Below are 26,828 nucleotides of genomic sequence, written 5' to 3'. Positions count from 1 at the left end.
TGGGCTCCCGCTTTCGCGGCAACGACGGCGGAAGGTTTCGTCGCGCATTGCGCTTATCCGCTGCTTCGCTCCAGTGGTCCGAGCGGTTGCGAAAGGACGCAGGGTCAAGCGCGCTTAACCCCCTGCGTCCCTGGTCTCGGGCGCTCGTGCCGCGCACCCGGGCACGCAGAGACTTCGGCGATGTGCGCCGCTGCGGTCGCTGCCCTGTACGCCGCCGCGGCGCCGGCGTAGCGTGGCGCGATGGACTCGCTGATCGCCGCCGCCGGACGCGCATTGGCCGTCGGCGATGCGCTCGCCGCGCTCAAGCGGGTGGCCCTGCGCGAGGATCCGCCGGCGCTGGCCCTGCGCGGCATCGCCATGGCCCAACTGGGCGATTACCCGCGCGCGCGCGAGCTGCTGCGCCGCGCCGCGCGCGGGTTCGGCGCGCGCGAGGCCGGGGCGCGGGCGCGTTGCGTGGTCGCCGAGGCCGAAACCGCGTTGGCCATGCGCGACCTCGGCGGCTCGCCGCGCGCGCTCGCCCAAGCCGCGACAGCGCTGGCCCAACGCGGCGACCGCGCCAACGCCGGCCAGGCGCGGTTGATCGCGGCGCGCCGGGCGCTGTTGCTCGGCCGCCTGGACGAAGCGATGTCGGTGTTGGCGACGCTGGAGCCGACCGACTTGCCGCCGGCGCTGACCGCGGTGGCGGCATTGGTCGAGGCCGAACTGGCCTTGCGCTCGTTGCGTACCCGTGCCGCGCGCGCGGCCCTGGATCGTGCCGAAGCGGCGGCTCGGCATGCCGGGGTGGCCTCGCTGGTCGCCGAAACCGCCGAGGCGCGCGGTGCGCTCGAATGCGTCGCGGCGCGGTTGATCCGCGCCGGGCACGAGCAACCGCTGCGCCTGGAGCAGGTCGAAGCCCTGTTCGTCTCGGACGCGCTGGTCGTCGATGCCTGCCGTCGCGGCTGGCAGGCGGGCCAGGTCTGGCGCCCGCTGGCGCGGCGGCCGGTGCTGTTCGCCTTGCTGCGCGCCCTGGCCGAAGCCTGGCCCGGCGAGGCCGAGCGCGGCGAGCTGATCGCGCGCGTGTTCCGCACTCGCGTCGCCGACGACAGCCATCGCGCGCGGCTGCGGGTCGAGATCGGCCGACTGCGCGCGCTGCTGGCGCCGGCGGCCGCGATCGAGGCGACCGCGCACGGCTTCGCCCTGCGGCCGCGGCAAGGGCGAAGGGTGGCGGTGCTGGCGCCGCCGATCGACGGCGGCCAGGCCTCGTTGCTGGCCCTGCTCGCCGACGGCGCGGCCTGGTCGACCTCGGGCCTGGCGCAGGCGCTGGGCGCCAGCCAGCGCTCGGTGCAGCGCGCCCTGGCCGAGTTGCAGGACCAAGGCCGGGTGCGTTCGGTCGGCCGTGCCCGCGCCCAGCGCTGGCTGGCGCCGCCGCTGCTCGGATTCACGACGATCTTGTTACTCCCCGCTTCGCTGCCGCCTGAGTAGATTGGCCTCACGGCGCCGCGACGAGCGCCCCCCGGGAGTCCAGCATGGCCCGCAACGCCCACCAGCCCGATCCGTTGCCGGCGCAGATCGTGCGCGAATACGGCCCGTTCGACGGCGCCGACAAGATCGCCGGAGTGACCTACGACGGCCGCCATGTCTGGGCCGCCACCGGCGACCGGGTGCTGGCCTTCGACCCCGCCAGCGGCCGGGTCGAACGCAGCATCGAGCGCGCGGCCGATGCCGGCACCGCATTCGACGGCACCTACCTCTATCAGATCGCCGAAGCGCGCATAGACAAGATCGACCCGGTCACCGGCGAGGTGTTGGCGACGATCCCGGCGCCGGGCGCCGGCGGCGATTCGGGCCTGGCCTGGGCCGAAGGCAGCCTGTGGGTCGGCCAGTACCGCGAACGCAAGATCCACCAGATCGACCCCGCCAGCGGCGCGGTGTTGCGCACGATCGAATCCAATCGTTTCGTCACCGGCGTGACCTGGGTCGACGGCGAGCTCTGGCACGCCACCTGGGAAGGCGACGAAAGCGAACTGCGCCGGATCGAACCGCACAGCGGCGCAGTGCTGCAACGGCTGGCGATGCCGGCCGACAGCTTCGTCAGCGGGCTCGAGTCCGACGGCGCGGAGCTGTTCTATTGCGGCGGCGGTTCCAGCGGCCGGGTGCGCGCGGTGCGCCGGCCGAAAGCCAAGGCCGGCTAGCGCTCGCGCCGCGCAAGCGGCGGCTCGCTGCCGCCGCGCCGGATCCGATCTCCCCCACCGGTTCGCGCACCGGAACGGCACGCCGTCGCCGAACGGTGCCGGTTCCGAACGGTGCCGGTCCCAAAAGATGCCGATCCGGAAAGGCACCGGTCCGGCTCGACCAACCATCGCACCGCCTTCCCTACGACGGCCCCTCGGGCCGAGGAGCACACGATGAACGCTGTGATCGCCGACGCCGGCCTCGCCGGCCATGCCGTGGTTTCCGCCGAGCGCTGGCTGGCCGAGCGCCGCCGGCTGCTGGCGCGCGAGAAGGAACTGACCCGCCTGCAGGACCAGATCGCGCGCGAACGCCGCGCGCTGCCATGGCTGCGGGTCGAGAAGGACTATCGGTTCGATACGCCGCAGGGACCGCGCCGGCTGGGCGAGCTGTTCGGCCGCCGCAGCCAGCTGCTGGTCCAGCACTTCATGTTCGCGCCCGGTTGGGAGCAGGGCTGCAAGAGTTGTTCCTTCATGGCCGACCACACCGACGGCGCGATCGCCCACCTCGCCCAGCGCGATGTCGGCTTCGTCGCGATCTCGCGCGCGCCGTTGGCGCAGATCGAAGCCTTCCGCCGGCGCATGGGATGGGGTTTCGCCTGGGCGTCGTCCTACGGCAGCGACTTCAATCGCGACTTCGGGGTCAATTTCGACCAGGACGAGATGTCGTCCGGACAGGTGAACTACAACTACGTGCGCCAGGCTTTCCCGCACGAGGAAGCGCCAGGCCTCAGCGTGTTCTACCGCGACCCGACCGGCGCGGTATTCCACACCTATTCCTGTTATGGCCGCGGCGTCGAAGTGATGATGCACACCTATCCATTGCTCGATCTGACGCCCAAGGGACGCGACGAGGACGGCCTGGAGTATTCGATGGCCTGGGTGCGCCACCGCGACCGCTATGACGCGGACGCGGCGAGCGCGTGCTGCGGCTCGCAGGGCTGAGCCGGACCGGGGCCCGCGCGTGGACGGGTGGTGGCCCTGGGCGTTGATGGCGGCGACCGGCGCGCTGCATGGGCTCAGCCCGGTCAACGGCTGGTGCCTACTCGCCGCGCGGGAGGCGGGCCCGCACGGCGCGGCGGCGACGGCGCGCGGCGTGCTCGCCCTGGCCGTCGGCCACATCGCCGCCCTGGCCATCGCCGGGTTCGCCTTCGCCCAGGGGCTGTGGCTCGATGCCGGGCTCAGCAGGCGGTGCGCCGCGGCGCTGCTGATCGCGACCGCGGTGTATCGAGCCTTGCAAGACGCCGGTTCGGTCCGTAGCGACCTGTCCGCCGCGTCTGCCGTATCGGCGCGCGTAGCGCCGGTTGGGTGCGGCGGCCATGCCGGTCTCGCGCTGTGGTCGTGCCTGGCGGCGACCGGTCAAGGCGCCGGTTTGATCCTGTTGCCGACCCTGGGGCCGATGTGCGCGACGGGCGATGCGGCCGCGTCGGGCGGACCGCTCGCGTTCGCCCTGGCCATGGCCGCCGTGCATCTGGCGGCGATGCTGCTGGTCGTCGCCGCGATCGCGACCGGCGTCGCCCGCGGCCTTGCCGGGCTGTCGTCGTGGGCCGGCGCACGCGCGGTGCGGCACGGCTGGACGGCATCGCTGGGTATCGCCGGCGCGATCCTGGCGATGCGCGGCTGAGCCGCCGGTGCGGTCACGATTCGGGCCGATGGTCGGCGGCGCACGATCGGGACGGCATTCATGCGGCACCGGTTCGAATACGTCGGCGCGGCCGATAGGAGCAACTGCGGATGAGGCGCCGTCGAGTCGACATTTCATTCGCATCGCGCGGTTTTCGCCGAGCATTCCCCGGCGCCGCAGGCGTTCAGGCGATCGACATCCGATGGAGACCGCCTTACCCAACCTCAAAGCTGTCCGGCAAACTGAGCGCCGCCGCCTGCGGACAGGACGGAACCGGCGCTGTGCGCTGTTGCCGCGCCCTGCGGCGCTTGCCCCGGGCGGCCGCGCGGCCGGGTGCGCGGTGGGACGGAGAAACGTAATGGGGATGATCGGAAACTTCGCCGCGCTGTCGCCGGCGCAATTGCAAGCCCTGCTCGACGATCCCGGCGCGGTGCATAGCTTCATCTATCCGGATGAGGACGAACCGGAAAACCATCTGGACATCGACAAGGCCTGGCACGCGATCCATTTCACCCTCAACGGCAGCGCCTGGGAGGGCGAAGCGCCCTTGTTCCTGGCGGTACTGGGCGGGCAGGCGATCGGCGAGGACGTTGGCTACGGGCCGGTGCGCTACCTCAGTCCGAGCCAGGTCCAGGCCGTGTCGGCGGCCTTGTCGGCGATCGATGCGGCGCAGTTCGGTGCGAGATTCTCGCCCGCGGCCCTGGCCGCGGCCGAGATCTATCCGCAGATCTGGCAGCGCGACGACCAGGAAGGGCGGGAATATGTGCTTGGGTATTATCTGGAGTTGGTGGCGTTCTACCGCGAGGCTGCGCAACGCGGCGATGCGGTTCTGGCCTATATCAACTGATACAGGTCGCCTCACGAGCGGCCCCGGGCGCCGCTCGCCCGGGGGCAGGGGCGTTCGCCGCCATCCGGGCATGAATATGAATCCGCTGAATCGAGCGGCGTTTTCTGCCTGGCGCGTCGGAGCGGCGGTCAGCAAGCGGTCGCCTTCGCCGTGTAAAATAGCCGCCTTTTTTAGCCTGCGGTAATGATGGAAGCTTCACGACGGGCGACGGTCCGCGGCCCGACGTTCATTCGCCTGCTCGCCCGCCTGACCCACGCCGATATACCGCAGCCGAGCCAGCCGCTGTCGGACCGCTTGAGCCAGTGGGTCGATTGGACGCATTCGCTGACCTTGTCGGCCGCGCTCGACGCCGCCCCCTTGGCCGCCGCGCCGGGCGAACGCGTGTGCGCCGACAGCGAGGCGGCCGAGTGCGCCAAGGTGCGCAGCGCGCTGAGCCAGGCGATCGCCGGCGACCGCGCCTTCGCCACCGCCGAAGCGGGCGCGCCGGCCGCGCCGCGGGTCGAGGACGCCGCCGATTACCCGTTCTTCCGTCAACGCTACCTGGCCCTGCAGCAGACCATGGAAGCCGGCGCCGGCCGCCTGCGCGAACGCCTGCGCGACCGGCTCAGCCTGGGCACGCCGGGCATGGCGCAGCTGGCCGCGGTCGACCAGGTGATGGAACGCGCGCTGGCCCGGCGCGAGCGCGCCTTGCTGGGCTCGGCGCCGGCCTTGCTGGGCGAACACTTCGAACGCTTGCGCCTGGCGGCGCAGGACGATGCGGCCGCGGCGCCGTGCGCTCAGGCGTGGCTGGACACGTTCCGCCGCGACATGCGCAACCTGCTGCTGGCCGAGCTGGATGTACGACTTCAACCGGCCGAGGGTTTGCTCTCGGCCCTGCGCAACAATTCATAAGAACGATATGTCCAAGCCCTCGCTGCACGCCTTCGTCTTTCTCGCCGGCCTGGCCGCCATCGTCTGGGTCGCCGCCGGTTATGTCGGCAGCCATCCGCTGGCGCTTTCGGTCGCGGTCCTGATCGGCGCCTGTTACTGCGCCGGCGCCTTGGAGCTGCATCGCTATCGGCAGGCGACCGCCTCGTTGCGCCGCGCGCTCGACGGCCTGTCGGCGCCGCCGCCGCCGCCGGCGCTGGGCGAATGGCTGCAGGCGTTGGACCCTTCGCTGCGCCAGGCGGTGCGCCTGCGCGTGGAGGGCGAGCGCGCGGCCTTGCCGGCGCCGGCGTTGACCCCGTACCTGGTCGGCTTGCTGGTGCTGCTGGGCATGCTCGGCACCCTGCTCGGCATGATGACCACCTTGCGCGGCACCGGGCTGGCGCTGGAAAGCGCCGCCGACCTGCAGGCGGTGCGCGACTCGATCGCCGCGCCGGTGGCCGGCCTGGGCTTCGCCTTCGGCACCTCGATCGCCGGCGTCGCCGCCTCGGCCATGCTCGGCTTGTTGTCGGCGCTGTGCCGACGCGAACGCAACCAGGCGGTGCAGGGCCTGGACGCGGCCATCGCGACCGATCTGCGCGGCTATTCGCAGGCGCAGCGCCGCGAAGAATCGTTCAAGTTGCTGCAGCGCCAGGCCGACGCCATGCCGGCGCTGATCGAACGGATGCAGGCGATGATAACCGCGCTGGAGCAGCACAGCCAGGTCGCGCACGAACGCCAGACGGCGGCGCAGCAAGCCTTCCACGAACGCACCGAAGCGGCCTACGCGCGCCTGGCCTCGTCGGTGCAGGACTCGCTGCGCGACAGCATCGGCGACAGCGTGCGCGCCAGCGGCGCGGCGTTGCAGCCGATGGTCGACGCCACCATGGGCGCGATCGCCGAGCAGACCCGCGCGCTGCACGCCTCGGTCGAGTCGGCGGTGCAACGCCAGGCCGACGGATTGGCGGCGGGCTTCGCCGCCACCGCGAGCACGGTGACCGGGATCTGGAACGGGGCCCTGGCCGACCAGGGCCGCGCCCATGAAGCGCTGGTGCGCGATCTGCGCCAGAGCCTGGACGGCGTCGCCGAAACCTTCGGTCGCGGCGCGACCGATCTGCTCGACAACCTTTCTTCGCGCATGCAGGCCGACGCGCAGCGCACGGAGCAGGCCTGGAGCGACGCCCTGGCGCGGCAGTCCGCTGCGCACGAGGAACTGGCGGCGCGCAATCGCGAAGCGCTGAGCGCGGCGACCGCCGGCTTCCAGGCCCAGGCCGCGGCGCTGGTGCGCGGCGCCGACGATTCGCACGCGCAGCTGCAGGCCAGCCTGGCCGCGCGCGACGAGCAGCGCCTGGCGCTCTGGTCGGAGCGCTTCGAAGCCCTGACCGGCGCGCTGGACCAGCGCTGGCAGCAGGCCGGCGAGCAGGTCGCCGAGCGTCAGCAGCGGATCTGCGACGCCCTGGCCCGCACCGCCGAAGACATCGCCGCGCAGGCGCGAACCCATGCCCAGGGCACCCTCGCCGAGGTGGCGCGTCTGGTCGATGCCGCGGCGCAAGCGCCCCAGGCCGCCGCCGAACTGGTGCGCGCCGCCCAGGCCTCGCATGCCGAGCTGCAGGCGACGCTGGAGTCGCGCGACGAGCAGCGCCTGACCGCGTGGACCGGCGCGTTCGAAGGCATGGCGGCGAATCTGGGCCAGCGTTGGGAGCAGGCCGGCGAGCGGGCGAGCGAGCGCCAGCAGGCGATCTGCGACGCCCTGGCGCGCACCGCGGACGAGATCGCCGCCCAGGCGCAGGGCCATGCCCGCGACACGATCGCCGAGATCTCGCGCCTGGTCGATGCCGCCGCCGAAGCGCCCAAGGCCGCGGCCGAGGTGGTCGCCGAGCTGCGCCAGAAGCTGTCCGACAGCATGGTCCGCGACACCGCGATGCTGGAGGAGCGCAACCGGCTGCTGGCGACCCTGGAAACCCTGCTCGACGCGGTCGACCACGCTTCGACCCAACAGCGCGCGGCGGTCGACGCTCTGTTGGCCGCTTCGTCCCAGGCGCTGGAACAGGTCGGCAGCCGCTTCAGCGAACGGGTCGAGATCGAAACCGGCAAGCTCGGCGGCTTGGCCGCGCAGGTCTCGGTCGGCGCGGCCGAAGTCGCCAGCCTGGGCGAGGCCTTCGGCGCGGCGGTGCAGGCGTTCGGCGAATCCAGCGAGCAGCTCTCCGAACGCCTGCTGGGGGTCGAGAACGCGCTGGAGAAGTCGCTGTCGCGCAGCGACGAGCAACTGGGCTACTACGTGGCGCAGGCGCGCGAAGTCATCGACCTGAGCGTGCTGTCGCAGAAGCAGATCATCGAGAACCTGCAGCAACTGGCGGAACGGCGCGCCGGGGCCGAAGCGGCATGAGCGTGGAGTTCGACGACGCCGAAGCCGGCACTTCGGCGCCGGTCTGGGCCGCCTATGCCGACCTGATGTCGGTGCTGCTGGGCGTGTTCGTGCTGATCCTGGTCGGCGTGATCGGCGCGCAGCTGCAGCTGTCCGATCGCCTCGACCAGGAGGTCAAGCGCCGGCAGCAGGAGGCGCAGCGCCGCCAGACCCTGGAGCAGGCCTTGGCCGGGCCCTTGGCCGCGGGCCGGGTGACCCTGGTCGACGGCCGCATCGGCATCAGCGGCAGCGTGCTGTTCGCGTTGAATTCCGACCAGTTGCAGCCGGAAGGGCGCGAACTGCTCAAGAGCCTGGCCGGCCCGCTGGCCGGCTATCTGCGCTCGCGCGACGAGATCCTGATGGTCAGCGGCTTCACCGACGACCGTCAGGTCAGCGACAGCAATCGGCAGTTCGCCGACAACTGGGAACTGTCGGCGCAGCGCGCGCTGACCGTGACCCGCGCGTTGATCGCCGAGGGCGTGCCCTCGGGGTCGCTGTTCGCGGCCGCGTTCGGCGCCGAACAGCCGGTCGGCTCGAACGCCGACGAGGCCGGACGCAGCCGCAACCGGCGGGTGGAAATCGCGCCGGTGCCGAAGCCATCCAAGACCGGTACGGCCGCGCGTGGACGATAAGGCCGCGCAGTTCGTCGCCCGGCTCGAGGCCTGGCGCGCGCAAGGCGCCGATCGCGCCGAGCCCTTGCGTTTCCATCGCATCGAGGCCTTGGCGCGGCGCGCGCGCAGCCGCGACGGCGAGGCGCGGCGGTTGCTGGAGGCGCGCCTGGAGGCCTTGGCCGAGGACTTCGCCGCCGTAGCGCAGGCGCGCGCCGAGGCGGCGATGGCCGAACCACCGTCGGCCGCCGATTCGCTGGCCGCGCTCGTCCGGGACGCGGCCGGCGAGACCGCGGCGCGCGAACGCTCGCTCGGCATCGACACGGCCGCTTCGTCGACGCCGTTTCCCGAACTCGGCGCGCTGGCGGAATTCCGCGCGCTGTGGGCCGGCCTGCGCGCCGACAGCCAGTTGCGCCAATCGCTGGAGCAGGCGCCGCAGAACGCCGGGCCGCTCAATTCCGGCCGGCTGGTGCACCGTTCGTTGCTGCTGATGCGCGAGGCGTCGCCGGAGTATCTGCAGCAATTCCTGTCCTATGTCGACACCCTGGCCTGGATCGAGCACCTGCAGGCCGACGGCGTGATCGAGCCCGAGGACGCCCAGCGCCCGGCCGGCAACGGCAAGCGCGGCCGCGACAAGCCGCGCAAGCGGCGCGAATGAGCGCGTCGCGGCGATCGCCCCGCGTGCGCCGTCAGTAGCCCAGGCGCACCGATTTGATTTCGGTGAAGGCCGACAGGCCGACGTGGCCGTTCTCGCGGCCGTAACCGGACTGTTTCACGCCGCCGAACGGCAGCACCGCCTCGCCGCCGCCGCCGTTGACCACGACCTGGCCGGATTCGAGCCGGCGGATCAGACCGTGCACCGTGCCCACATCGCGCGCCCACAGTTTGGCCGACAGCCCGTAGGCCGAATCGTTGGCCAGCGCCGCGACCTGGTCGAGCGAGGCGTCGTCGGCGAACGACGCGACCGCCAAAGCGGGGGCGAAGATCTCTTCGCGCATCGCGCGCATGTCGGCGGCAACTGTCGGCGGCAACCTCGGTCAATAAGGTCGGCTCGAAGTAATAGCCCGGCCCGGGCAGCGCATGCCCGCCGCGCAACAGGCGCGCGCCGGCGGCGCGGCTGTGGCCGACGATGTCCAGGGCGCGTTCGCGCTGGGCCTGCGAGATCATCGGCCCCATGTCGCTGTCGGCGAGATGGCCGGGACCGACCCGCAGCCGGTCCATCGCCGCCTGCATGCGCTCTATCAAGGCCTCGCGCACGCAGGCCTGCACGTATACGCGCGAGCCGGCGGCGCAGTACTGGCCGCTCTTGAACGCGATCTCGGCGACGATGGCGGTCGCGGCCCGGTCCAGGTCGGCGTCGGCGAACACCAGCACCGGCGATTTTCCGCCCAGTTCCAGCACCACCCGTTTGAGGTTGCTGTGCGCGGCGGCGGCCAGGATCGAACGTCCGACCGCGGTCGAACCGGTGAAGCTGACCAGGTCGACATCAGGATGCTCGGCCAGCGCCCGGCCCGCCGCGGCGCCGGTGCCGGTGACGATATTGACCACGCCGGCGGGGATGCCGACCTGCAGGCACAACTCGCCGATGCGCAGCGCGCTCAACGGCGCCAGTTCGGCCGGCTTGATCACCGCGGTGCAGCCGGCCGCCAGCGCGGCGGCGAGTTTCTGCAGCACCATCAGGAACGGCGCGTTCCACGGCGTGATCAGGCCGGCGACGCCGATGGGTTCGCGCAGGAAGTAGTCCATCGCCCCGGCATCGGCCGGTTGCGCCGGCGTCTCGCCGGCGATCTTGGTCGCCCAGCCGGCGTAGTCGCGCAATGAGCGCAGGCCCTGGGCCAAGTCGCCGGCGAGGATCGAGCGCAGGGTATGGCCGGCGTCGAGCGACTCCAGCCGCGCCAGCCCGATCCGCTCGCGCTCGATCGCGTCGGCCAGGGCGAACAACAGCGCCGCGCGCCGCGTCGCCGGCAGCCGCGGCCAGGGCCCGTGGCGGAACGCGCGCCGGGCCGCGGCGACCGCCAGGTCGATGTCGCGCGCGTCGCCGGCGGCGATGCGCGCCAGCGGCCGGCCGTCGCCCGGCGCGTCGACCTGGAGGGCGGCGGCGGATGCGGCGGCTTGCCAGCGTCCGTCGATCAGCAGCGCCGGCGGACGTTGCGCGAGCGAGTCCCGCAGCGCGTCCAGAGCGTGAGCGTCGTAGGCTTCGGTGTCGGCGGAGACTGGAGTCATGCAAGGCGCCTGCGGGATGGGGCGCGGACGGGCCGCTACCGGGTTGATTTTATCAACTTTCGGCCAGCTGGTTGATAAAGTCAACCTGATGCATGTCCCGGGCCCGGGTCAGGACTCGGCTTCGGTCATGCGCTGCAGCAGCGCTTGCAGGCTGCGGCGTTCGCCGGCGTCCAGGCCGCGCAGCAGCGACTGGGCGACCTTGCCGCGCAGGGCCTCGGCATGGCGATGGGTGGCCGCGCCGGCGTCGGTGATCTGCAGGCGCAGGCGCTTCTCGCCGGGCTCGTCGGCCAGGCGGCGGATCTCGCCGCGGTCCAGCAAGGCCTTGATGACGCGGGCGATCTGCGCCTTGTCGCGGCCGCTCTCGCGAACGATGTCGTTCTGGGTGCAGCCCGGATGGCGGGCGACGAAACGCAGGGTGCGCGCCTCCATCGCGACCAGGCCGAGTTCGGCCTCGCGCAACGCGCGCTGCATGCCGGCGGTGGCCTGGTGCGCCACCGTGTTGACCAGGTTGAGGATGTCGATGTCGCGGCTGGCTGCCATCGGGGACTCGCGGAGAAGTGGGCGCGCCACGGCATCGCGCCGGACGGCGGCCACTGTACCGCAAGCCTCGCAGCCCGGCCGAGGCTGGCGGTGCGGGCTGGTTTCGCTACGAGGTTTCGCTACAACACGGTGCAACTCAGGGAGAGTTGCACGGTGTCGCCGCTGGCCATGGTGCCGAGGACCGCGCCGGCGCCTTGCAGCGTCGCCAGCGGGATCGTCGCGCCGGGACAGGCGCTGCCCGCACACGGCACCGGCGTGCTGCAGGACAGGTTGGTCGGCGGCGGGTCGCGCAGGATGGCGCCGGTGACGGTGCCCGGGCCGTTGTTGCGGGCGACGATGGTGTAGGTCGTGGTCGAGCCCTTCACCACGGTATCGGCGGCCTGGTCGAGGTCGTTGTTGATGTTCGGCGTGTTGGTCTTGGTGATCGACAGATCGGCCGAGAAGGTGTTGCTGACGGTGCAGGCGACGTTGCGCCCGCCGCTCTGCAGGGCCAGGCCGGCGAAGGGCAGGGTCAGGGTGGTGGCGGTGAAGCCGGGGCTCTGGCCGGCGACCAGGCCGGTGCAAGTAGCGGCGGTGATCGCCCAGCCGGCCGCCGCGGTCTCGGTGACGACGGTGTTGGCGGTGGTGCTGCCGACGGTGAGCGTCTGTTGCGCACCGGCGGTGCCGGGCGCGCCGGCCGCGGTGGTGGTGATGGTGTGGTTGGCGATGCCGTTGTTGCCGGCGAACTGGAAGGCGCCGGTGAGGCCGTTGCTGATCTTGGTCAGGGTCAGCCGGTTCTGCACCCATTCCATCACCGCCGGTGTCGGCGGCAGGTTCAGGCCGGTGGAGCTGCCGATATTGCTCGCTCCATTGCTGTAGCTGGCGGCGGTGTTGCTGACCACGTTGACGGTCAGGGTGCAGGTGCTGGCTGGGCCGCCGGCGGTACCGGCCGGCAGGGCGCCGTTGGCGATCGCGATCGAGCCGGCGCCGGCGGTTGCGGTGACGGTGCCGCCGCAGGTGTTGATCACGCCGTTGGGGCTGGCGACGACGACGCCGGCGGGCAGGGTGTCGGTGAAGCCCCAGCCGGTCTTGGCCAGGTTGTCGCCCGGCGTGTTGGTCACGGTGAAGGTCAGCGTCTTGGTCTGGCCGACGTAGCTGAGCAGCGGCGTGGCGGATTTGCTCAGGGTCGGGGTGACGTCGAGGATCAACAGGTTGTCGATGCCGCCGTCGTTGCCGGCCGCGGTGGCGGCGGTATTGCGCATGCGCACGCCGATGGTGGCGCCGCCGGTATAGAGCGTGCTGGCGGTGGCGAGCAGGCGCACCGCGCGCACCGGGACGATTTGCGTATCGGTGTTGCGATTGCTCACGATCAGATCGATGCCGCGCGGATCGGTGCAGACGTTGAGCACGGCGCCCAAGGCCGTTTCGACGTTGCTCGGGCTCAGCAGATAGAACTGGAACAGGGGCGAAGGAGCGCCGCAGCTTTGTGCCGCGGCATCGACGCCGAAGGTGACGAAGCGACCGCTGCCGCCGGCCGGAATCGGCGTCAGCGGCGCCTGCGAGCTCTGGATTTCGATGTCGGTAGCGGTATAGGTGCCGCCTTGGGTGAAAGCGGTCAGCGCCAGATTTTCCTTGGCCGCCGCCAGGGTCTGCCCATTGAGTACGCCGAGCGCCTGCGGTATCGACAGCGCCAGGGACCAGGCCAGTTGGCTGTTGAAGCAGTCGGCGATCTGAGTATTCGCCGCCGGCGCCTGATGGGGGTCGTTCCATTTCGCGACCCAGCCGTTGCAGTTGCCCAAGTAGACCGGGTCGGCGGTGTAGGTCACGCCGGCCGGGATGGTGCCGGTGTAGGTGTTGAGCCTGACCGGTGCGGCGCCGGCGCGGTTCTCGAAAGTCTCGCGCAGGATCGTGGTCTGGGCGTGCGCGGACCCGGCGCAGGCCAACAGCAATATGGCGGCACACCTGCGAAAATTTGAGGTGTCCATCACATTCCCCCCCGTGTTGGGCGGACTCTAACAGAATGGGACGCGGTGAGTACTTGTATCGGGTCGCCTTTGTCGCCTTCCGCTCGACAGCCGCGTTGCAGTGCGCTCGAGGCCTGCGGCCGTCGCTGTATTAGCCGGTAATTCGTTGAATGGGATGGATTTCCAAGGCTTGGCCGAGCAGGTCGAGGCTCGCCGTCGGATCCTGGGCACGTTGCGATCATGCAACAAATGCGCCTGTTAGCACATTTAACCCTCGGGGTTCCGGCCAGTTGGGCCGCGCTTCGGCCGCGGCGGGGCTCGCGGCAGGCGCCGGCAGACGCATCGGCCCGGCGCCGTCGCGCCGCCGGTGACTCAGCGCCGCGAACTGATCCGGATCCGTTCGGCCGACTCGTCCACGGCGACCGGATACAACTCCTGCAAGGCTTCGGCGAAAGCGTGCGGGTCGTCGCTGCGGAATACGCCGCTGACCCGCAGTCGCGCGGTTTCGTCGCCGTCCACGACCAGGCGGCGCCGGCTGTAGCGGTTGAACTCGGCCACCGCCTCGGCCAGGTTGCGGTCGTCGAACACCAGCTTGCCCGACAGCCAGCCCGGCTGCGCGCCGGCTGCCGCCGAGGCCAGCCGCTGCAGCGGCCTGCGTTTGCCGAAGCGCGCTTTCTGGCCCGGATCGAGCGTTGCCAACAACGTCGGTTCCGCGTCCGCGCCCGCCGGCGCCGCGAGCAAGGCGACCCGGCCTTCGACCAGGGCGACTTCCAGCGCGTCGCCATGGCGATAAACCTCGAACTCGGTGCCGAGCGCGCGCACGCTGCCTTCGTCGCTGCGGACCAGGAACGGCCGCGCCTGTTTGGCGACGCGGAAGTAGGCGCGACCGCGCAACAGGGTGACCCGGCGTTCGGCGTCGGAGTAGGCGACGACCAGCCGACTGTCGGTGTCCATGCTGATCCGCGAACCATCGTCGAGGGCGATGGTGCGGCTTTCGCCGACCTGGGTGAGGTAGCTCTGCTCCGGCGCCGGCCGGCGCAGCAGGCCGGGCACGAACAGGGCCAGCGCCAGCGCGGCGGCCGCCGCGGCCGCGCCCCAGGCGTAGCCGGCGCGGCCGCGGCGTTTCGGCGCCGCGGCGGGCGGCGTCACCGCCTCGCGCAGGCGCTGGGCGATCTGCGGATGCTGGGCGTGCTCGCCGGCCGCCGACCACAGCCGCTCGATGCGCTCGTAAGCGGCGCGGTGGCGCGGGTCGGCCGCCATCCACTGCTGCCAACCCTGGCGGTCGCGTTCGGCGACGTCGTCGGCGTGCATGCGCGCGAACCAGGCCGCGGCCTGGCGCCGCGACGGGTCGCCGCCTTCGATCACGTTGAGCAACGGGGTTTTCACGCTTCTCCCAGACGGGCGTCGAAATGCAGCAACGCGCGCATCATGTTCTTCTCCACTGCGCTGACACTGATCTGCAAACGTTTGGCGATGGCGCTGTAGGTCAGGCCTTCGTAACGCTGCAGCAGGAACACCTGGCGGCAACGCGGCGGCAGTTCGTCCAACGCGGCCAGGAACGACTGCAGGCGACGGTTGCCTTCGTAGACGCACTCGCCGTGCGGGTCCTCGCTCGGCCAGTCGCGCGCCACCTCGTCGATCGAGACGTGATGCTGCGCCTGGTGGCTTTTGTCGCGGCGGAAGCGGTCGCGCAGCAGGTTCGAGGCGATCTGCAGCAGGAACGCTTCGACGTTGCTCACTCCATCCAGCGACGGCATCCGCACCAGCCGGACCAGCGCCTCCTGGGCCAGGTCCTCGGCGTCGTCGGCGCTGGGCAGGTGGCGGGTGAAGTAGCGCACCAGCGCCGGCCGATAGCGAGCCGCCAGCAAGGGCAGGTCGGCGGCACCGGGCGCAGCGCCAGCTTCCGGCGCATCGCCGGCTTCGCTGTTGTTCATCGCCCCTCCCGCGGCCGGACAAGCGGGGGCTACGCTAAGCCACCGGCTGGCCGCCGGCAACCCTGCCGAAAGGCGAGTGAGGAATCCGCGCCGGACTGCGTCTGCATCGATTGGGGAAAGGAGATCGAGTGCCAGGGAAGCGGCGTCGTCGTCACTCATCGGGGAGCGTTGCAATGGGGATCGTTTCACCGCAACAGGCGGAGCAGGGCAGTCGGACGCAGGCGCAGCGCAGCAAACCACGGGATTCGCTCATCGCCGCCCCGGCCCGCGCCGGCCGGCGTCCGCTGGCGAGCGCGCTCGCCCTGGCCTTGGGCGTGGCGCTCGCCGCCGCGTTCGCGCCGGCAGCGGCGGCGCCGCCCGCCGCCGATCCGGCGCACCAGTACGTCCTGCCGAGCCAGCCGCTGGCGGCGGCGCTCAACCAGGTCGCGGCGGCGGCCGACGCGCAGATCCTGATTCCGCCGGACCTGGTGCGCGGGCGCAGCGCCGGCGCTGTCGGGCCGCTACACCGTGCGCGAAGCGGTGGCGCGCCTGCTCGCCGGCAGCGGCCTGTCGTACCGGGTGACCGCGAGCGGAGTGATCGCGATCGTCGCCGCGCCCAAGGCCGCGCCGGCCAAGCCGGCCCAGCCGCGCGAGCCGCAGGCGCGGGCCGAACCCGACCCGACCGAACTGGAAACGGTGCAGGTCACCGGCTCGCGCATCAAGCGCGCGGAAATCGAAGGCCCCTCGCCGGTGACGGTGATCAGCGCCGAGCAGCTCGAACGCGAGGGCCACGCCACCGTGTTCGAAGCGCTGGATACGCTGGTGATGGCCAACGGCCAGGTCGAGACCGAGCTGTCCGGCGGTTTCTCGGCCAATGCCCATCCGCTGAACCTGCGCGGGCTGGGGCCGGGACGCTCGCTGCTGCTGATCGACGGCCGCCGCGCCGCCGACTATCCCTTCCCTTACGAGGGCCGCAGCAACTTCCAGAACTTCGGCAACATCCCCTCCGGTGCGGTCGACCGGATCGAGATCCTGGCCGGCGGCGCGTCGGCGATCTACGGCGCCGATGCGGTCTCCGGCGTGGTCAACGTGGTGCTCAAGCGCGGCTACCAGGGCGACGAAGTCAAATTGCGCGCCGGCACCAGCACCCAGGGCGGGCGCGACCGTTTCGACCTGCAATGGACCGGCGGCAAGACCGGCGAACGCTGGGGCCTGACCTACGCTTTCCAGTACTACAACCAGGAGCTGCTGTACGGCTTCCAGCGCGACGAGTGGGACCTGCGCGCGCATCCCGGCCCCGACCCGCGCCTGGGCGTGCAGCCCGACGCCGGCCTGCGCATCCGCCGCGGCAGCACCAGTAGCAGCAGCCCGCTGATCGCGCCGCCGGCCGGCACCTGCGAACGCTGGGGCGGCGAGTTCTTCCGCCATACCTACAAGCGCATCAGCGGCAACGCCGTGCAAAGCCTCGGCGACGGCTGCGGCAGCTGGCGCGACGCCACCTACCAGCACTTGAGCAAAGGCAAGAACGAGCTCGCCGGCTACGTGTTCGGCACCTGGGACTTCAGCGACGGCCTGCAGGGCTGGGCGTCGGTGCAGGCCTGGCGCTCGCGGGTCGAATCGCTGGGCGGATTCGAGAGCGTCACCGGGCCGCATACCGACGGCGTCGGTCGCCGCGGCGACTTCTACGATCCGCAGTTCAATGCGGTGATCGCGCCGAACCGCCTGTTGACCCCGGTCGACCTGGGCGGGGTGGAACCGATGAACCAGCACTACCGCGAGCGCTCGCTCGACGTCGCGCTCGGCCTGCGCGGCAAGCTCGGCGAACGCTGGGACTGGGATGCCACCTTCAGCCGCGCCGACTACTGGTTCGAGCGCACCCGCCGGCGCATGGTCGGCAACCGGGTCAACGACTATTTCTTCGGCCCGCAGCTCGGCACCCGCTCCAACGGCGTGCCGATCCACCGGCTCAACCTGGATCGCTGGTACCGGCCGATGACGCCGCAGGAATACGCCTCGATCTCGACCGTGGCCAAGTACGAGGCCGAGTCCTGGGTCAACACCGCCAGCTTCGTGCTCAGCGGCGATCTGTTCGAACTGCCGGCCGGCCCGGTCGGCGCGGCCGCGGTGCTGGAAGCCAGTTCGCAGGGCTACGACCTGTCCAGCGACCCGCGCGTGCAGCCCGGCGTGGTCCAGCTGTACAACCTGACCGGCACCAACGGTGGCGGCGAACGCGACCGCTACGCCGTCGGCGCGGAGCTGCGCATTCCGCTCCACCGCACGCTCAAGGCCAGCCTGGCCGGCCGCTTCGACAAGTACGACGACATCACCGCGGTCGGCGACGCCAAGACCTGGAACGCCGGCCTGGAATGGCGTCCGTTCGACAGCCTGCTGGTGCGCGGCAGCTACGCCACCAGCTTCAAGGCGCCGGACCTGCATTGGGTGTTCAGCGAAGGCAGCGGCAGTTTCGGCAACGCGGTCGATCCCTGGCGCTGCATCGCCGCGGGCGCCAACCCGGGGTGCTCGGGCTACAGCTACAACGTCTTCAGCCTCAGCCAGGGCGATCCGAACCTGGAAGAGGAAACCGGCAAGTCCTGGAACGTCGGCGCGGTCTGGGACGTCGCCGACGGCCTGGCCCTGACCGCCGATTACTGGAGCATCGAACTGGAAGGCGCGATCGAGCGCCTCAGCCCGACCAGCATCCTCGAAGGCGAGGCCGGCTGCCGCACCGGCAAGCGGCTCAACGGCCAGCCGTTCGCGTTCGCGCCGGACTCGGGCTATTGCCGCAACGTCACCGCCCTGGTGACCCGGCGCGCCGAAGGCAGCGAGCCGATCGACCGCGTGGTCCAGGTCAAGTCGGCGCCGCTCAACCAGTCCTACCGACGCGTCGCCGGCATCGACGCCGGGGTCAACTGGCGGCTCAAGACCGAGCGTTACGGCGACTTCCGCTTCGACCTGAACTGGTCGCACACGCTCAAGTCCGAGCGCCAGGTGTTCGCCACCGATCCGGTCGAAAGCGATTGGCGCGACGACCCGGGCAATCTCGACTTCCGCAGCCGGCTGCGCGCCGGCGCCAACTGGCGCGCGGGCGACTGGTCGTCGAGCCTGTTCATGACCCGCTACGGCAGCCTGCCCAAGTTCAGCGGCGCCGGCCGCACCGGCGTCCACATCCTGTGGAACGCGAACCTGGCCAAGCGCATCACCGAACAGGCGACCTTGAAGCTGTTCGTCAACAACCTGTTCGACAACACCCACCCGCACGACGAGACCAACACCAGCTTCCCGTACTTCTACGACGTGTACAGCCCGATCGGCCGCGAGGTCGCGGTCGAGTACGAATATCGCTTCCGCTGAGCGGTTCGCAGGGGCGCAGCGCGCCCCTGCTTCTGCGGGCCGTCGGCTTGGCCCTGCGCGGACGAATGGCGATACTGACGACGATGAAACTGCCTGCTTTCCTGTTCCGCGCCGCGCTGGCCTGGGGGCTGTCGGCGCCGTTCGCGGCCGCCGCGCAAACCGAACCGGACGCCGCCGCGGCAGCGGCGGCATCCTTCGACGACGGCCCCTATCTGCGCTACGCGCCGGGCCAGATCCAGGCGCGCTGGGTCTGCGCCGGCCGCACGGTCGAACGCAGCTACGCCGCGCCGGGCTGGCCGGTGGCGGTGCCGGCGCGATGCGGCTACGCCAAGCCGGTGAGCGTGCGGGCGCCGGCCGAGCCGGCGCCGGACACGGTGCCGGGCCGGGTCGCGCGCATCGCCGCCCTGTCCGACGTGCATGGCCAGTACGAGCTGCTGCGCAAGCTGCTGCAGAGCAACGGCATCGTCGATCGACGGCTCGACTGGAGCTACGGCCGCGGCCATCTGGTGATCGCCGGCGACGTGTTCGACCGCGGTCCCCAGGTCAACCAGGTGCTGTGGCTGCTGTACGGGCTGGAGCAGCAGGCGCGCGCGGCCGGCGGCGGGGTGCATCTGCTGATCGGCAACCACGAGGCGATGGTGCTGGCCAACGACCTGCGCTACGTCAACCAGCGTTACCGGCATGCGGCCGCCGAGCTGGGCACGCCCTATGCCGAGCTGTACGGGCCCGACACCGTGCTCGGCCGCTGGCTGCGCAGCCGGCCGGCGATCCTGCGCATCGACGACCTGCTGTTCGTCCATGGCGGCATTTCCGCGGACTACCTCGATCTGGGCCTGAGCCGCGCGGATACCAACGCGCGCTATCGCGCCTCGCTGGGCACGCCCAAGGCCGTCTGGCAGCAGGATCCGGCGTTGGCGCCGCTGTACAACGGCAAGACCAGCCCGATCTGGTATCGCGGTTATTTCAACGACGCCACGCTGGGCCAGGCCGAGGTCGAGGCGCTGCTGGCCCGGCTCGGCGTGCGCCGCATCGTCGTCGGCCACACCTCGCACAAGCAGGTCGGCAGCTACCTGGATGGCCGGGTGATCGGCATCGACAGCAGCATCAAGAACGGCGAGTACGGCGAGTTGCTGCTGATCGAGCGCGGCCGGATGCAGCGCGCCACGCCCGAGGGCAAGCGCCTGCCCCTGCAGGCGATGGCGCGCGACGCAGAAACGGACTGAGATCGCGGGGCGCGCTCAGCGCGCCACCTCGAGCAGCTCCACATCGAACACCAGGGTCGCATTGGGCTCGATCTGCCCGGGCACGCCGGCCTCGCCGTAGGCCAGCGCGGCCGGAATCCACAGCCGGCTCTTCGCGCCCGGCGCCATCAGCATCAGGCCTTCGCGCAGGCCGGGCATGATCCGGTTGAGCGGAAACTCGGCCGGATGGTCGGTGGCGTAGGTGCTTTCGAACTCGCGGCCGTCGAGCAGGCGGCCGACGTAATTGACCCGCACCGTGCTGTCCGCCGACGGCTTCGCTCCGCGGCCGCCGCGCTCGACGCGGTACTGCAGGCCGGAGGCGGTGGTGGCGACGCCGTCGCGGCGTGCGTTGTCGCTCAGATAGCGCGCGCCCTCGTTGCGGTTCTTCTGCGCCAGCGCCTTGAGCGCGGCGTCGCGCTTGGCCTGAAGGTGGGCGACGAATTCGCTGCGGATCGCGGCGATCTGCTTGTCGTCGAGCTGGGCCGGCGCGCCGGCGTGAGCGGCGCGCAGCGCGGCGACGACGGTGTCGATGTCGACCTCGTCCTTGATCGGCCCGATCCGCTTGGCCAGATCCAGGCCGACCATGTAGCTGGCTTTGTCGCGCGGTCCGTCCAACGCCAGCGTAGCGGCCTTGGCCGCGGTGGCCCCGGGCCCGGTGTCGGAACCGCAAGCGGCCGGCAGGACCAGCAGGCACAGGACTAGGGCATGGGCGGCGCGGTTCATGGCGAGGCTCCTGGCGACAAGGCGTAGGCGTGGATGGAAGGCGCGATCGGACCGGAACGGGCGTGACGCGGCGACGGATCGCATGGCAATGAGGACGCGAAGCGGCCACGCGCGCAGGACTCGATTCATGGCGCTTGTCACGATTCCTGATGCCGGAAAAGCACACAAAATCCCTTGTTTTGCGGTGTTTGTTTCACTCGGCGGCGGGTCGAGTCAAATAACCAAAGATCATGAGAAATTCGGACGATCGCAGCTGAGGTATAGGCGATCGGCTCCGTCTGCGTCTCTACAGGGGGCGATTCGTTCGCCAGACGCGAGACCAGGTCATGCCGGCAAGTGCAGGCGCGACGGCTACTTCGTACGCGCGCTCAAACACCGCTTTCGCGATATCCGATGCGCGGCTGGCGCCCTGCGATTCATCCACAAAAGATGTCGATGGCATCGATATCGAACACATTAGCGTTCGCATCCTTGCGCGTCGCCGGCGGCCGTTGCGGCGTTCGGCTTACCCATCGCTAGATGCAGGGCAGGGCCGGTTTGGCCGTGCGCGGCGATGGCGTCATCCCCACTCGCCGGCCGTTGCGGCATGGCCCGTCGCCGCAGGTCCGCCTGTGCGATGAGCGCATGCCCTGCGCGCCGGCGGATCGGTGCGCCAGCGGCTATCCCAATCGGAAGCTAAGAGGAAACTCTGATGGCCACCCCAGCTTTACGCGGTATACGCCGGCGCAGATCGTTCGCCGCGCTGTTGTTGCTGGCAAGTTCGATCGCCGTATCGCCCAGCGCCGTGCAGGCGCAACGCACCGTTCAGATCAGCGAGGACGGCGTGGTCAGCAAGCGCTTGCAGGCCGCGCCATCGGCCTTGCTGGCCACGCCGGGCAATCGGGTCTGCGAGGCCGGCGCCAAATGGATCCGGCTGGGCTTCAAGCAGCTGGTGCTGCAAGGCTACGACTCGTTGCGTATTACCAGCTCCGGCGGCGACCGTTACGTGTTCCAGGGCGAGCACTGGAATGGCCGATCCTTCCACACCCGCGCTTTCCGCGGCGAATGCGTGACCATCGAGCCCTACTTCGGCGATCCCGACAGCCGTTACGCGGTCGAGAGCTACGATGCCGGCACCCAGGACCTGAACCTGACCACGGTCACCGTGGCCGGCGCTGGCGACATCTGCGACAGCTCGCCGGCCGATTGCAAGGCCACCTCGGACTTGATCGTCGCGATCAACCCGGCGGCTGTGTTCACCGCCGGCGACAACGCCTACGGTAGCGGCAAGCTGTCGGAGTACAACGAGCTGTACGACCCGCGCTGGGGCCGGTTCAAGGCCTTGACTCGCCCCTCGCCGGGCAACCACGACTATCTTACCTCGGGCGCATCCGGTTACTTCGACTACTACAACGACGACGATATGCCGGATCGCGCCGGCGATCGCAGCAAGGGCTACTACAGCTACGACGTCGGCGACTGGCACTTCATCGCTCTCAACACGATGTCGGGGGGGAGCATCTCATCGGCGCAGCTGACCTGGCTCAGCAACGATCTGGCGGCGAACACCAAGCCCTGCACCGCGGCCTACTTCCATCATCCCTTGATCAGCCGCGGCCATTACGGCAACGACGACGACGTCAAGCCGATCTACGAGCGGCTGTACGCGGCCAAGGCCGACCTGGTGCTGGTCGGCCACGACCACAACTACCAGCGCTACGGCAAGATGGACGGCACCCGCACGGCCAAGAGCGACGGCCTGCGCCAGGTGCTGATCGGCACCGGCGGCCGCGACCTGTACGACCTGAGCGGCACCCACGCCTTGCTGGAAAAAAGCCAGGACCATACCTTCGGCGTGCTCAAGCTGACCCTGACCGCGAGCGGCTACACCGGCGATTTCGTCCCGGTCGCCGGCAAGACCTGGACCGACAACTTCACCGGCACCTGCAACAAGGCCTCGGGCGGGAACGTGCCGCCGGTGGCGAACTTCAGCGCCGCGACCAACGGCCTCACCGCCAACTTCAGCGACGGTTCCACCGACGCCGACGGCAGCATCGTGTCGCGCGCCTGGGCGTTCGGCGACGGCGCCACCTCCACCGCGACCAACCCCAGCCACGCCTACACGAGTGCCGGCACCTACACGGTATCGCTGACCGTAACCGACAACGGCGGCGCCACCCACACCGCGAGCAAGCCGGTGACCGTGACCACGCCCGGCAACGCCAACCCGGTCGCGGCGTTCACCTTCTCAACCTCGAACCTGACCGCCAGCTTCACCGATGCGTCCACCGACTCCGACGGCAGCATCGTTACGCGCGAATGGAACTTCGGCGACGGCGTCACCTCGACCACCGCCAGCCCCTCGCATACCTACGCGGCCGCGGGCACTTTCAACGTGACCCTCAAGGTGACCGACGACGACGGCGCCAGCCATTCGGTCACCAAGGCGGTGACGGTGTCCGAGCCGCCCAGCGGCAACGCCCTGGTCAACGGCGTGCCGGTGACCGGTATCGCCGGGGCCAAGGACAGCCAGCGGTTCTGGACCCTGCAAGTGCCGGCCGGAGCGAGCAACCTGCGCTTCGCGACCTCCGGCGGCAGCGGCGATGCGGATCTGTTCGTGCGCTTCGGCGCGGCGCCCACGACCTCGGTGTTCGACTGCAAGTCCGAGAGCGACAGCAACACCGAAACCTGCGCCATCGCCAACGTCCAGGCCGGGACGTACCACGTGATGGTCCTGGGCTACAGCGCCTACTCCGGCCTGAGCCTGACCGGCAGCTACACGGCCGGTTCCTCGGGCGGCAGGGTGTGGAGCAACGGCGGCCTGAGCACCGGCGCCAGCGCCAAGGACGGCACCGCCGCGCCGACCGGAACGACCTGGAGCGAGGTGCAGAACAACGACGGCAACACCGCCGAGAGCAATACCAACACCGGCTATGCGGTCAGCAACGCGACCTATCGCCTGGCCGACGATTTCGTCGTGCCCAGCGGACAGAGCTGGACCCTGTCCTCGGTCGATGTCTACGCCTACAAGTCCGGCTCCACCGGCTCGACCTCGCCGTTCACCGCCGGCGTGCTGCAGGTCTGGCGCGGCCGTCCGGGCGACTCGGGCAGCGCCTTGCTGTGCGGCAGCACCGGCAGCAACGTGCTGGCCTCTTCGACCGAGGCCAAGCTGTACCGCATCGGCAACAGCCTGTATCCCTCGCCGGGCGTGGACCCGGTCACCACCCGCAAGGTCTGGCGCAATCGCCTGAGCATGCCTGCGGCCTGCGCGGGGGCCGGCTTCTTCACCGCCGGCAGCTACTGGCTGGTGTGGGGCAGTACCGACAGCAGCGCCGGCGCGCACTTCGCGCCGCCGGTAACCGTGGTCGGTGCGCGCGGCCGCAGCGGCGCCAACGCGCGCCAGTACAACGTCGATACGTCCAGCTGGAGTTCGCTGATCGACGTCGGCACGCCCTCGTCGGCGCCCGACGTGGCCCAGGAGCTGCCGTTCGACCTCAACGGCACGGTGCAGTAAACCCGCGCGGCGGGCCGCCGGCTTCGGCGGCCCGCCGCCTTGTCGACAATCGGCGCTGGCGCTGCGAGTCGCGGCCAGCGCCGTCAACGGACTGCAGGCATGAACCTGGATATGCATCGCATCGTCGCCGCCGCGTTGATCGCCGCGGCTTGTTGTTCGGCCGGCTGCGACCGGCCGGCGGGTACGCCCGAGGCCGCTCGGGCCGCGCCCGGAGCGCACGGCGCCGGCGGCGAGAACGCGCCGATCGCGACCGACGTGGCCATTCGTGGGGTCGAACTCGGTCCGGCCCGTGCCCGACCGCAGACCGCGTCCTCGCCGCGCAATCGCTTCGTCCCGGGCGATACCGTGGTCGCGACCATACGAACCGCCACCCGCGACGCGCAGACCCGCGTGCCTGGGCGGTTGAGCGTGCGCTGGTTCGATCCGGCCGGGCGGGTGTTCAACCAGGAAGCGCGCACGCCGGCGTTTCATGGCGAGGGCTTCTACGATTTCCGCGTCGCCGAGCCGGCGGGCTGGAAGCCCGGGACCTACCGGGTGGAAGTGTCGCTGGACGGCGCGCGGCCGGTAGTGCGGGCGTTCGTGGTTTCCTAGCCGACTGCCGGTCGCGGCGCCGACGCGGGCCAGCCCGATCAACTCGTCGTCTTCGCGGTCCTCGTCGTCGCCCTGGTCGTCGTTTTCTTCGTCGTCGTTCTCGCGACTTCGGCGGAAGCCGCGTGGCGCCTGCCTGGGCCGAGCCGGCGGCACAAGCCGCGGGACGTGGTGCCGGCGGCTGCGGTACGGGCGCTGCATGCGGAGCTCTCCGGGCGATGCGGTCGTTGAGCTGAGCGCCGGTGGGCGACGCCTGTGAACGCCGATCGTCGGATCGTCCGGCGCGGCCTGGCCGCAGGCGCGGCAGCGCGACGTTGGCACAAGCGTATGCAGGCGGCGCGTCGGCGGCGGATTTGCCGATCAGGCAAGCGATCAGCGGTATCGGAAAACCGCGGCCGTCGCGGCAAAGCCGTTTGCGTCCGTCGCAGGCGGGCAGTCTGCGGCGGACCGTGGCCGCAGATACCGACGCGCTTATCTGCTACCGGCGGCGCGAAACGCGGGCCGGATCGGTGCGAGTCTCGCGCCTGCGACCGTGCACGGCGGCCGCAGCGGTCGGACGGCCGCCGCCGGGCCGCGATCCGAACAGCGATCCGAACAGCGATCCGAACAGCGATCCAAGCAGCGATCCAACCAGGGGGAGGCGTCGCGATGAAGGTGTCCGGTTTCAACGTCGATCCGCGACGGCGCTACGACGGCCCCGAGTTCATGGAGTACTGCATCAGCGAGAAGGCCTATCTTCCCGCCGACCGCGACCGCACCCCCTGCATCACCTGCCCGCTGGGGCAGTTGTGCGAGGCCGGCTTCCACGAGCAGGTGCGATTGGTGACCAGCGGGCAGAATCCGTCGCTGACCGAATGCAAGGTGTTTGCGGACGAAGCCCTGACCCGCGACGGCCTGCTCGCCGACTTGTCGGCGGATCAACGGGCTTTCGTATTGCGCCACGTGTTCGATACCGAAGAGGAGAGCCGAAATGACTGACAAGGTCGCCGCTTCCCAACTGGAAGCGAAGAAGCAGCTGGCGGTGAAAGCCGAGAAGCTCAGCGCGGTGCAATTGGAGGCCAAGAAACAGCTGGCCAACAAGGCCGACCTGGTGGTCAAGCAGCAGCTCGAGTCGAAGAAGCAGCTGGCGAAGAAGACCGATCTGGTCGGCAAGCAGCAGCTCGAGGCCAAGAAGCAGTTGTCGGAGAAGACGGCGATCGTGGCCAAGCAGCAACTGGCGGCGAAGAAGAGCGCCGGCTGAACCTCGCCGGCACAGCCGCCGGACGTCGCGATCCGCACCGTTCCAACGGCGGACGCGCGCAAGCGAGCGTCGCTGCGGCGGCGCCAGCGCATCTTGGTGCGGCCGCCGGCCCGGTACGCTGCGGGCGGCAGGCCCAGGTTTGCCAGCGCGGCGACGGATCCCGCGCTGCGCCGGGACGACGCAGCCGCTGCCGCGGTGCAGGCCCGATAGGAACAGCGGGTTCGCTGGCGCGAGCGATCCGCAAGGGCGCGTGGTGCGAGCGCCCCCATCCTCGCTTCATTCCCCACTTGACGTAGACAGACCTGTCTGTACACTGCGTCCATGCCTGCTGCCCCCGCCCCCGCCGACTCCCCGCGCGAACGCATTCTCCAGGCTGCCTCGGCGCTGTTCTACGCCCAGGGCATCCACGCGGTCGGGGTGGACCTGATCATTGCTCGCTCCGGCGTGGCCAAGGCCAGCTTCTACAAGCACTTCCCGTCCAAGAGCGACCTGGTCGCGGCGATCCTGACCCAGCGCGGCGAGGACTGGCGGCGCTGGCTGGCGCAGGCGGTGGAACGCCTGAGCGAGCGGCCGCAGGACCGGCCGCTGGCGGTGTTCGATGCTCTGGCCGAGCGATTCGGCCGGGACGATTTCCGCGGCTGCCTGTTCATCAATTCGATGGTCGAGCTGGCCGACCGCCGCCACGCCGGGCACCTCATCGCCGACGATCACAAGCGGCGCGTCACCGAGTACCTGCGCGGCCTGCTGGCCGAGGCCGGCGTCGATCGGGCAGCGCTGCTGGCGGAGCAATGGATGTTGTTGGTCGACGGCGCCATCGTCACCGCGCTGCGTACCGGCTCGGCCGCGCCCGCGGCCTCGGCGCAGGCGATCGCCGCGATGTTGTTGCAGCACGCCCAGCCAGTCGTCCGCCGTCGCCGCAGGCCGGCGCAGCCCGGCGACGCCTGACCTCCTTCGGTTCTCCCCCCTCCTCAGATCTTTCA

General features: G+C 70.6%; 21 protein-coding genes and 1 pseudogene. 16 read left to right on the top strand and 6 right to left on the bottom strand.

What is annotated here, in order from left to right:
• Positions 1-240: 240 nt before the first annotated feature.
• From AC3A57_RS01750 to AC3A57_RS01710, 9 genes are all read left to right on the top strand, one after another.
• Positions 241-1,461 (top strand): helix-turn-helix domain-containing protein, encoded by a 1,221-nt coding sequence (locus tag AC3A57_RS01750; RefSeq protein ID WP_487577291.1) that lies wholly within the window; start codon positions 241-243, stop codon positions 1,459-1,461.
• A gap of 44 nt (positions 1,462-1,505) precedes the next feature.
• Entirely contained in the window at positions 1,506-2,171 is a 666-nt protein-coding gene (locus tag AC3A57_RS01745) for a Vgb family protein (RefSeq protein WP_487577290.1), read from the top strand.
• 213 nt (positions 2,172-2,384) lie between these two features.
• Positions 2,385-3,152 (top strand): DUF899 domain-containing protein, encoded by a 768-nt coding sequence (locus tag AC3A57_RS01740; RefSeq protein WP_487577289.1) that lies wholly within the window; start codon positions 2,385-2,387, stop codon positions 3,150-3,152.
• Positions 3,153-3,171: 19 nt separating this feature from the next.
• Positions 3,172-3,831, top strand: coding sequence for a hypothetical protein (locus tag AC3A57_RS01735; protein WP_487577288.1), 660 nt, complete (start codon positions 3,172-3,174; stop codon positions 3,829-3,831).
• Between the two features lie 358 nt (positions 3,832-4,189).
• Positions 4,190-4,678, top strand: coding sequence for a YfbM family protein (locus tag AC3A57_RS01730; protein ID WP_487577287.1), 489 nt, complete (start codon positions 4,190-4,192; stop codon positions 4,676-4,678).
• 183 nt (positions 4,679-4,861) lie between these two features.
• Positions 4,862-5,569 (top strand): DUF3348 domain-containing protein, encoded by a 708-nt coding sequence (locus tag AC3A57_RS01725; RefSeq protein ID WP_487577286.1) that lies wholly within the window; start codon positions 4,862-4,864, stop codon positions 5,567-5,569.
• A 7-nt stretch (positions 5,570-5,576) separates the two neighbouring features.
• Positions 5,577-7,967 (top strand): DUF802 domain-containing protein, encoded by a 2,391-nt coding sequence (locus AC3A57_RS01720; protein ID WP_487577285.1) that lies wholly within the window; start codon positions 5,577-5,579, stop codon positions 7,965-7,967.
• Entirely contained in the window at positions 7,964-8,617 is a 654-nt protein-coding gene (locus tag AC3A57_RS01715) for an OmpA family protein (protein WP_487577284.1), read from the top strand. The genes AC3A57_RS01720 and AC3A57_RS01715 overlap by 4 nt, the downstream gene beginning before the upstream one ends.
• Entirely contained in the window at positions 8,607-9,251 is a 645-nt protein-coding gene (locus AC3A57_RS01710; protein ID WP_487577283.1) for a DUF2894 domain-containing protein, read from the top strand. Before AC3A57_RS01715 ends, AC3A57_RS01710 begins: the two co-directional genes overlap by 11 nt.
• Before the next feature lie 371 nt (positions 9,252-9,622).
• Here AC3A57_RS01710 and AC3A57_RS01705 read toward each other — a convergent pair.
• The 5 genes and pseudogenes from AC3A57_RS01705 to AC3A57_RS01685 all read right to left on the bottom strand — a co-directional run.
• A pseudogene (locus tag AC3A57_RS01705) lies at positions 9,623-10,816 on the bottom strand (aldehyde dehydrogenase family protein); the annotation flags it as partial.
• 108 nt (positions 10,817-10,924) lie between these two features.
• Entirely contained in the window at positions 10,925-11,356 is a 432-nt protein-coding gene (locus AC3A57_RS01700; RefSeq protein ID WP_487577282.1) for a MarR family winged helix-turn-helix transcriptional regulator, read from the bottom strand.
• Between the two features lie 119 nt (positions 11,357-11,475).
• A complete protein-coding gene (locus AC3A57_RS01695; protein WP_487577281.1) occupies positions 11,476-13,284 on the bottom strand; it encodes a DUF7933 domain-containing protein in 1,809 nt (602 codons plus the stop codon).
• A gap of 387 nt (positions 13,285-13,671) precedes the next feature.
• Positions 13,672-14,685 (bottom strand): FecR family protein, encoded by a 1,014-nt coding sequence (locus AC3A57_RS01690; RefSeq protein ID WP_487577280.1) that lies wholly within the window; start codon positions 14,683-14,685, stop codon positions 13,672-13,674.
• The gene (locus AC3A57_RS01685; protein WP_487577279.1) at positions 14,682-15,233 is read right to left on the bottom strand and encodes an RNA polymerase sigma factor; all 552 of its coding nucleotides are present in this window, start codon (positions 15,231-15,233) and stop codon (positions 14,682-14,684) included. The genes AC3A57_RS01690 and AC3A57_RS01685 overlap by 4 nt, the downstream gene beginning before the upstream one ends.
• Before the next feature lie 507 nt (positions 15,234-15,740).
• Here AC3A57_RS01685 and AC3A57_RS01680 point away from each other — a divergent pair.
• A complete protein-coding gene (locus AC3A57_RS01680) occupies positions 15,741-18,563 on the top strand; it encodes a TonB-dependent receptor domain-containing protein (protein ID WP_487577278.1) in 2,823 nt (940 codons plus the stop codon).
• Positions 18,564-18,646: 83 nt separating this feature from the next.
• On the top strand, positions 18,647-19,786 hold the full coding sequence (locus tag AC3A57_RS01675; protein ID WP_487577277.1) for a metallophosphoesterase: 1,140 nt from the start codon (positions 18,647-18,649) through the stop codon (positions 19,784-19,786).
• A gap of 15 nt (positions 19,787-19,801) precedes the next feature.
• Here the strand turns inward: AC3A57_RS01675 and AC3A57_RS01670 are convergent, their stop codons facing one another.
• A complete protein-coding gene (locus AC3A57_RS01670) occupies positions 19,802-20,527 on the bottom strand; it encodes an FKBP-type peptidyl-prolyl cis-trans isomerase (RefSeq protein WP_487577276.1) in 726 nt (241 codons plus the stop codon).
• A 691-nt stretch (positions 20,528-21,218) separates the two neighbouring features.
• On the opposite strand from AC3A57_RS01670, the gene AC3A57_RS01665 reads away from it, so the two are divergent.
• The 5 genes from AC3A57_RS01665 to AC3A57_RS01645 all read left to right on the top strand — a co-directional run bounded on the left by AC3A57_RS01665 (position 21,219) and on the right by AC3A57_RS01645 (position 26,793).
• On the top strand, positions 21,219-24,020 hold the full coding sequence (locus AC3A57_RS01665) for a PKD domain-containing protein (RefSeq protein WP_487577275.1): 2,802 nt from the start codon (positions 21,219-21,221) through the stop codon (positions 24,018-24,020).
• Positions 24,021-24,119: 99 nt separating this feature from the next.
• On the top strand, positions 24,120-24,611 hold the full coding sequence (locus AC3A57_RS01660) for a hypothetical protein (protein ID WP_487577274.1): 492 nt from the start codon (positions 24,120-24,122) through the stop codon (positions 24,609-24,611).
• 645 nt (positions 24,612-25,256) lie between these two features.
• Complete coding sequence (locus AC3A57_RS01655) at positions 25,257-25,586, top strand: hypothetical protein (protein WP_487577273.1); 330 nt, start codon at positions 25,257-25,259, stop codon at positions 25,584-25,586.
• Complete coding sequence (locus tag AC3A57_RS01650; protein WP_221670237.1) at positions 25,579-25,848, top strand: hypothetical protein; 270 nt, start codon at positions 25,579-25,581, stop codon at positions 25,846-25,848. Before AC3A57_RS01655 ends, AC3A57_RS01650 begins: the two co-directional genes overlap by 8 nt.
• A 321-nt stretch (positions 25,849-26,169) precedes the next feature.
• The gene (locus AC3A57_RS01645) at positions 26,170-26,793 is read left to right on the top strand and encodes a TetR/AcrR family transcriptional regulator (RefSeq protein ID WP_487577272.1); all 624 of its coding nucleotides are present in this window, start codon (positions 26,170-26,172) and stop codon (positions 26,791-26,793) included.
• Positions 26,794-26,828 lie beyond the last annotated feature (35 nt).

The organism is Lysobacter sp. Soil_C_15 (genome assembly GCF_057657315.1).
The sequence above is the reverse complement of the archived record's forward strand: the minus strand, read 5'-3'. Positions and strand labels throughout refer to the sequence as shown.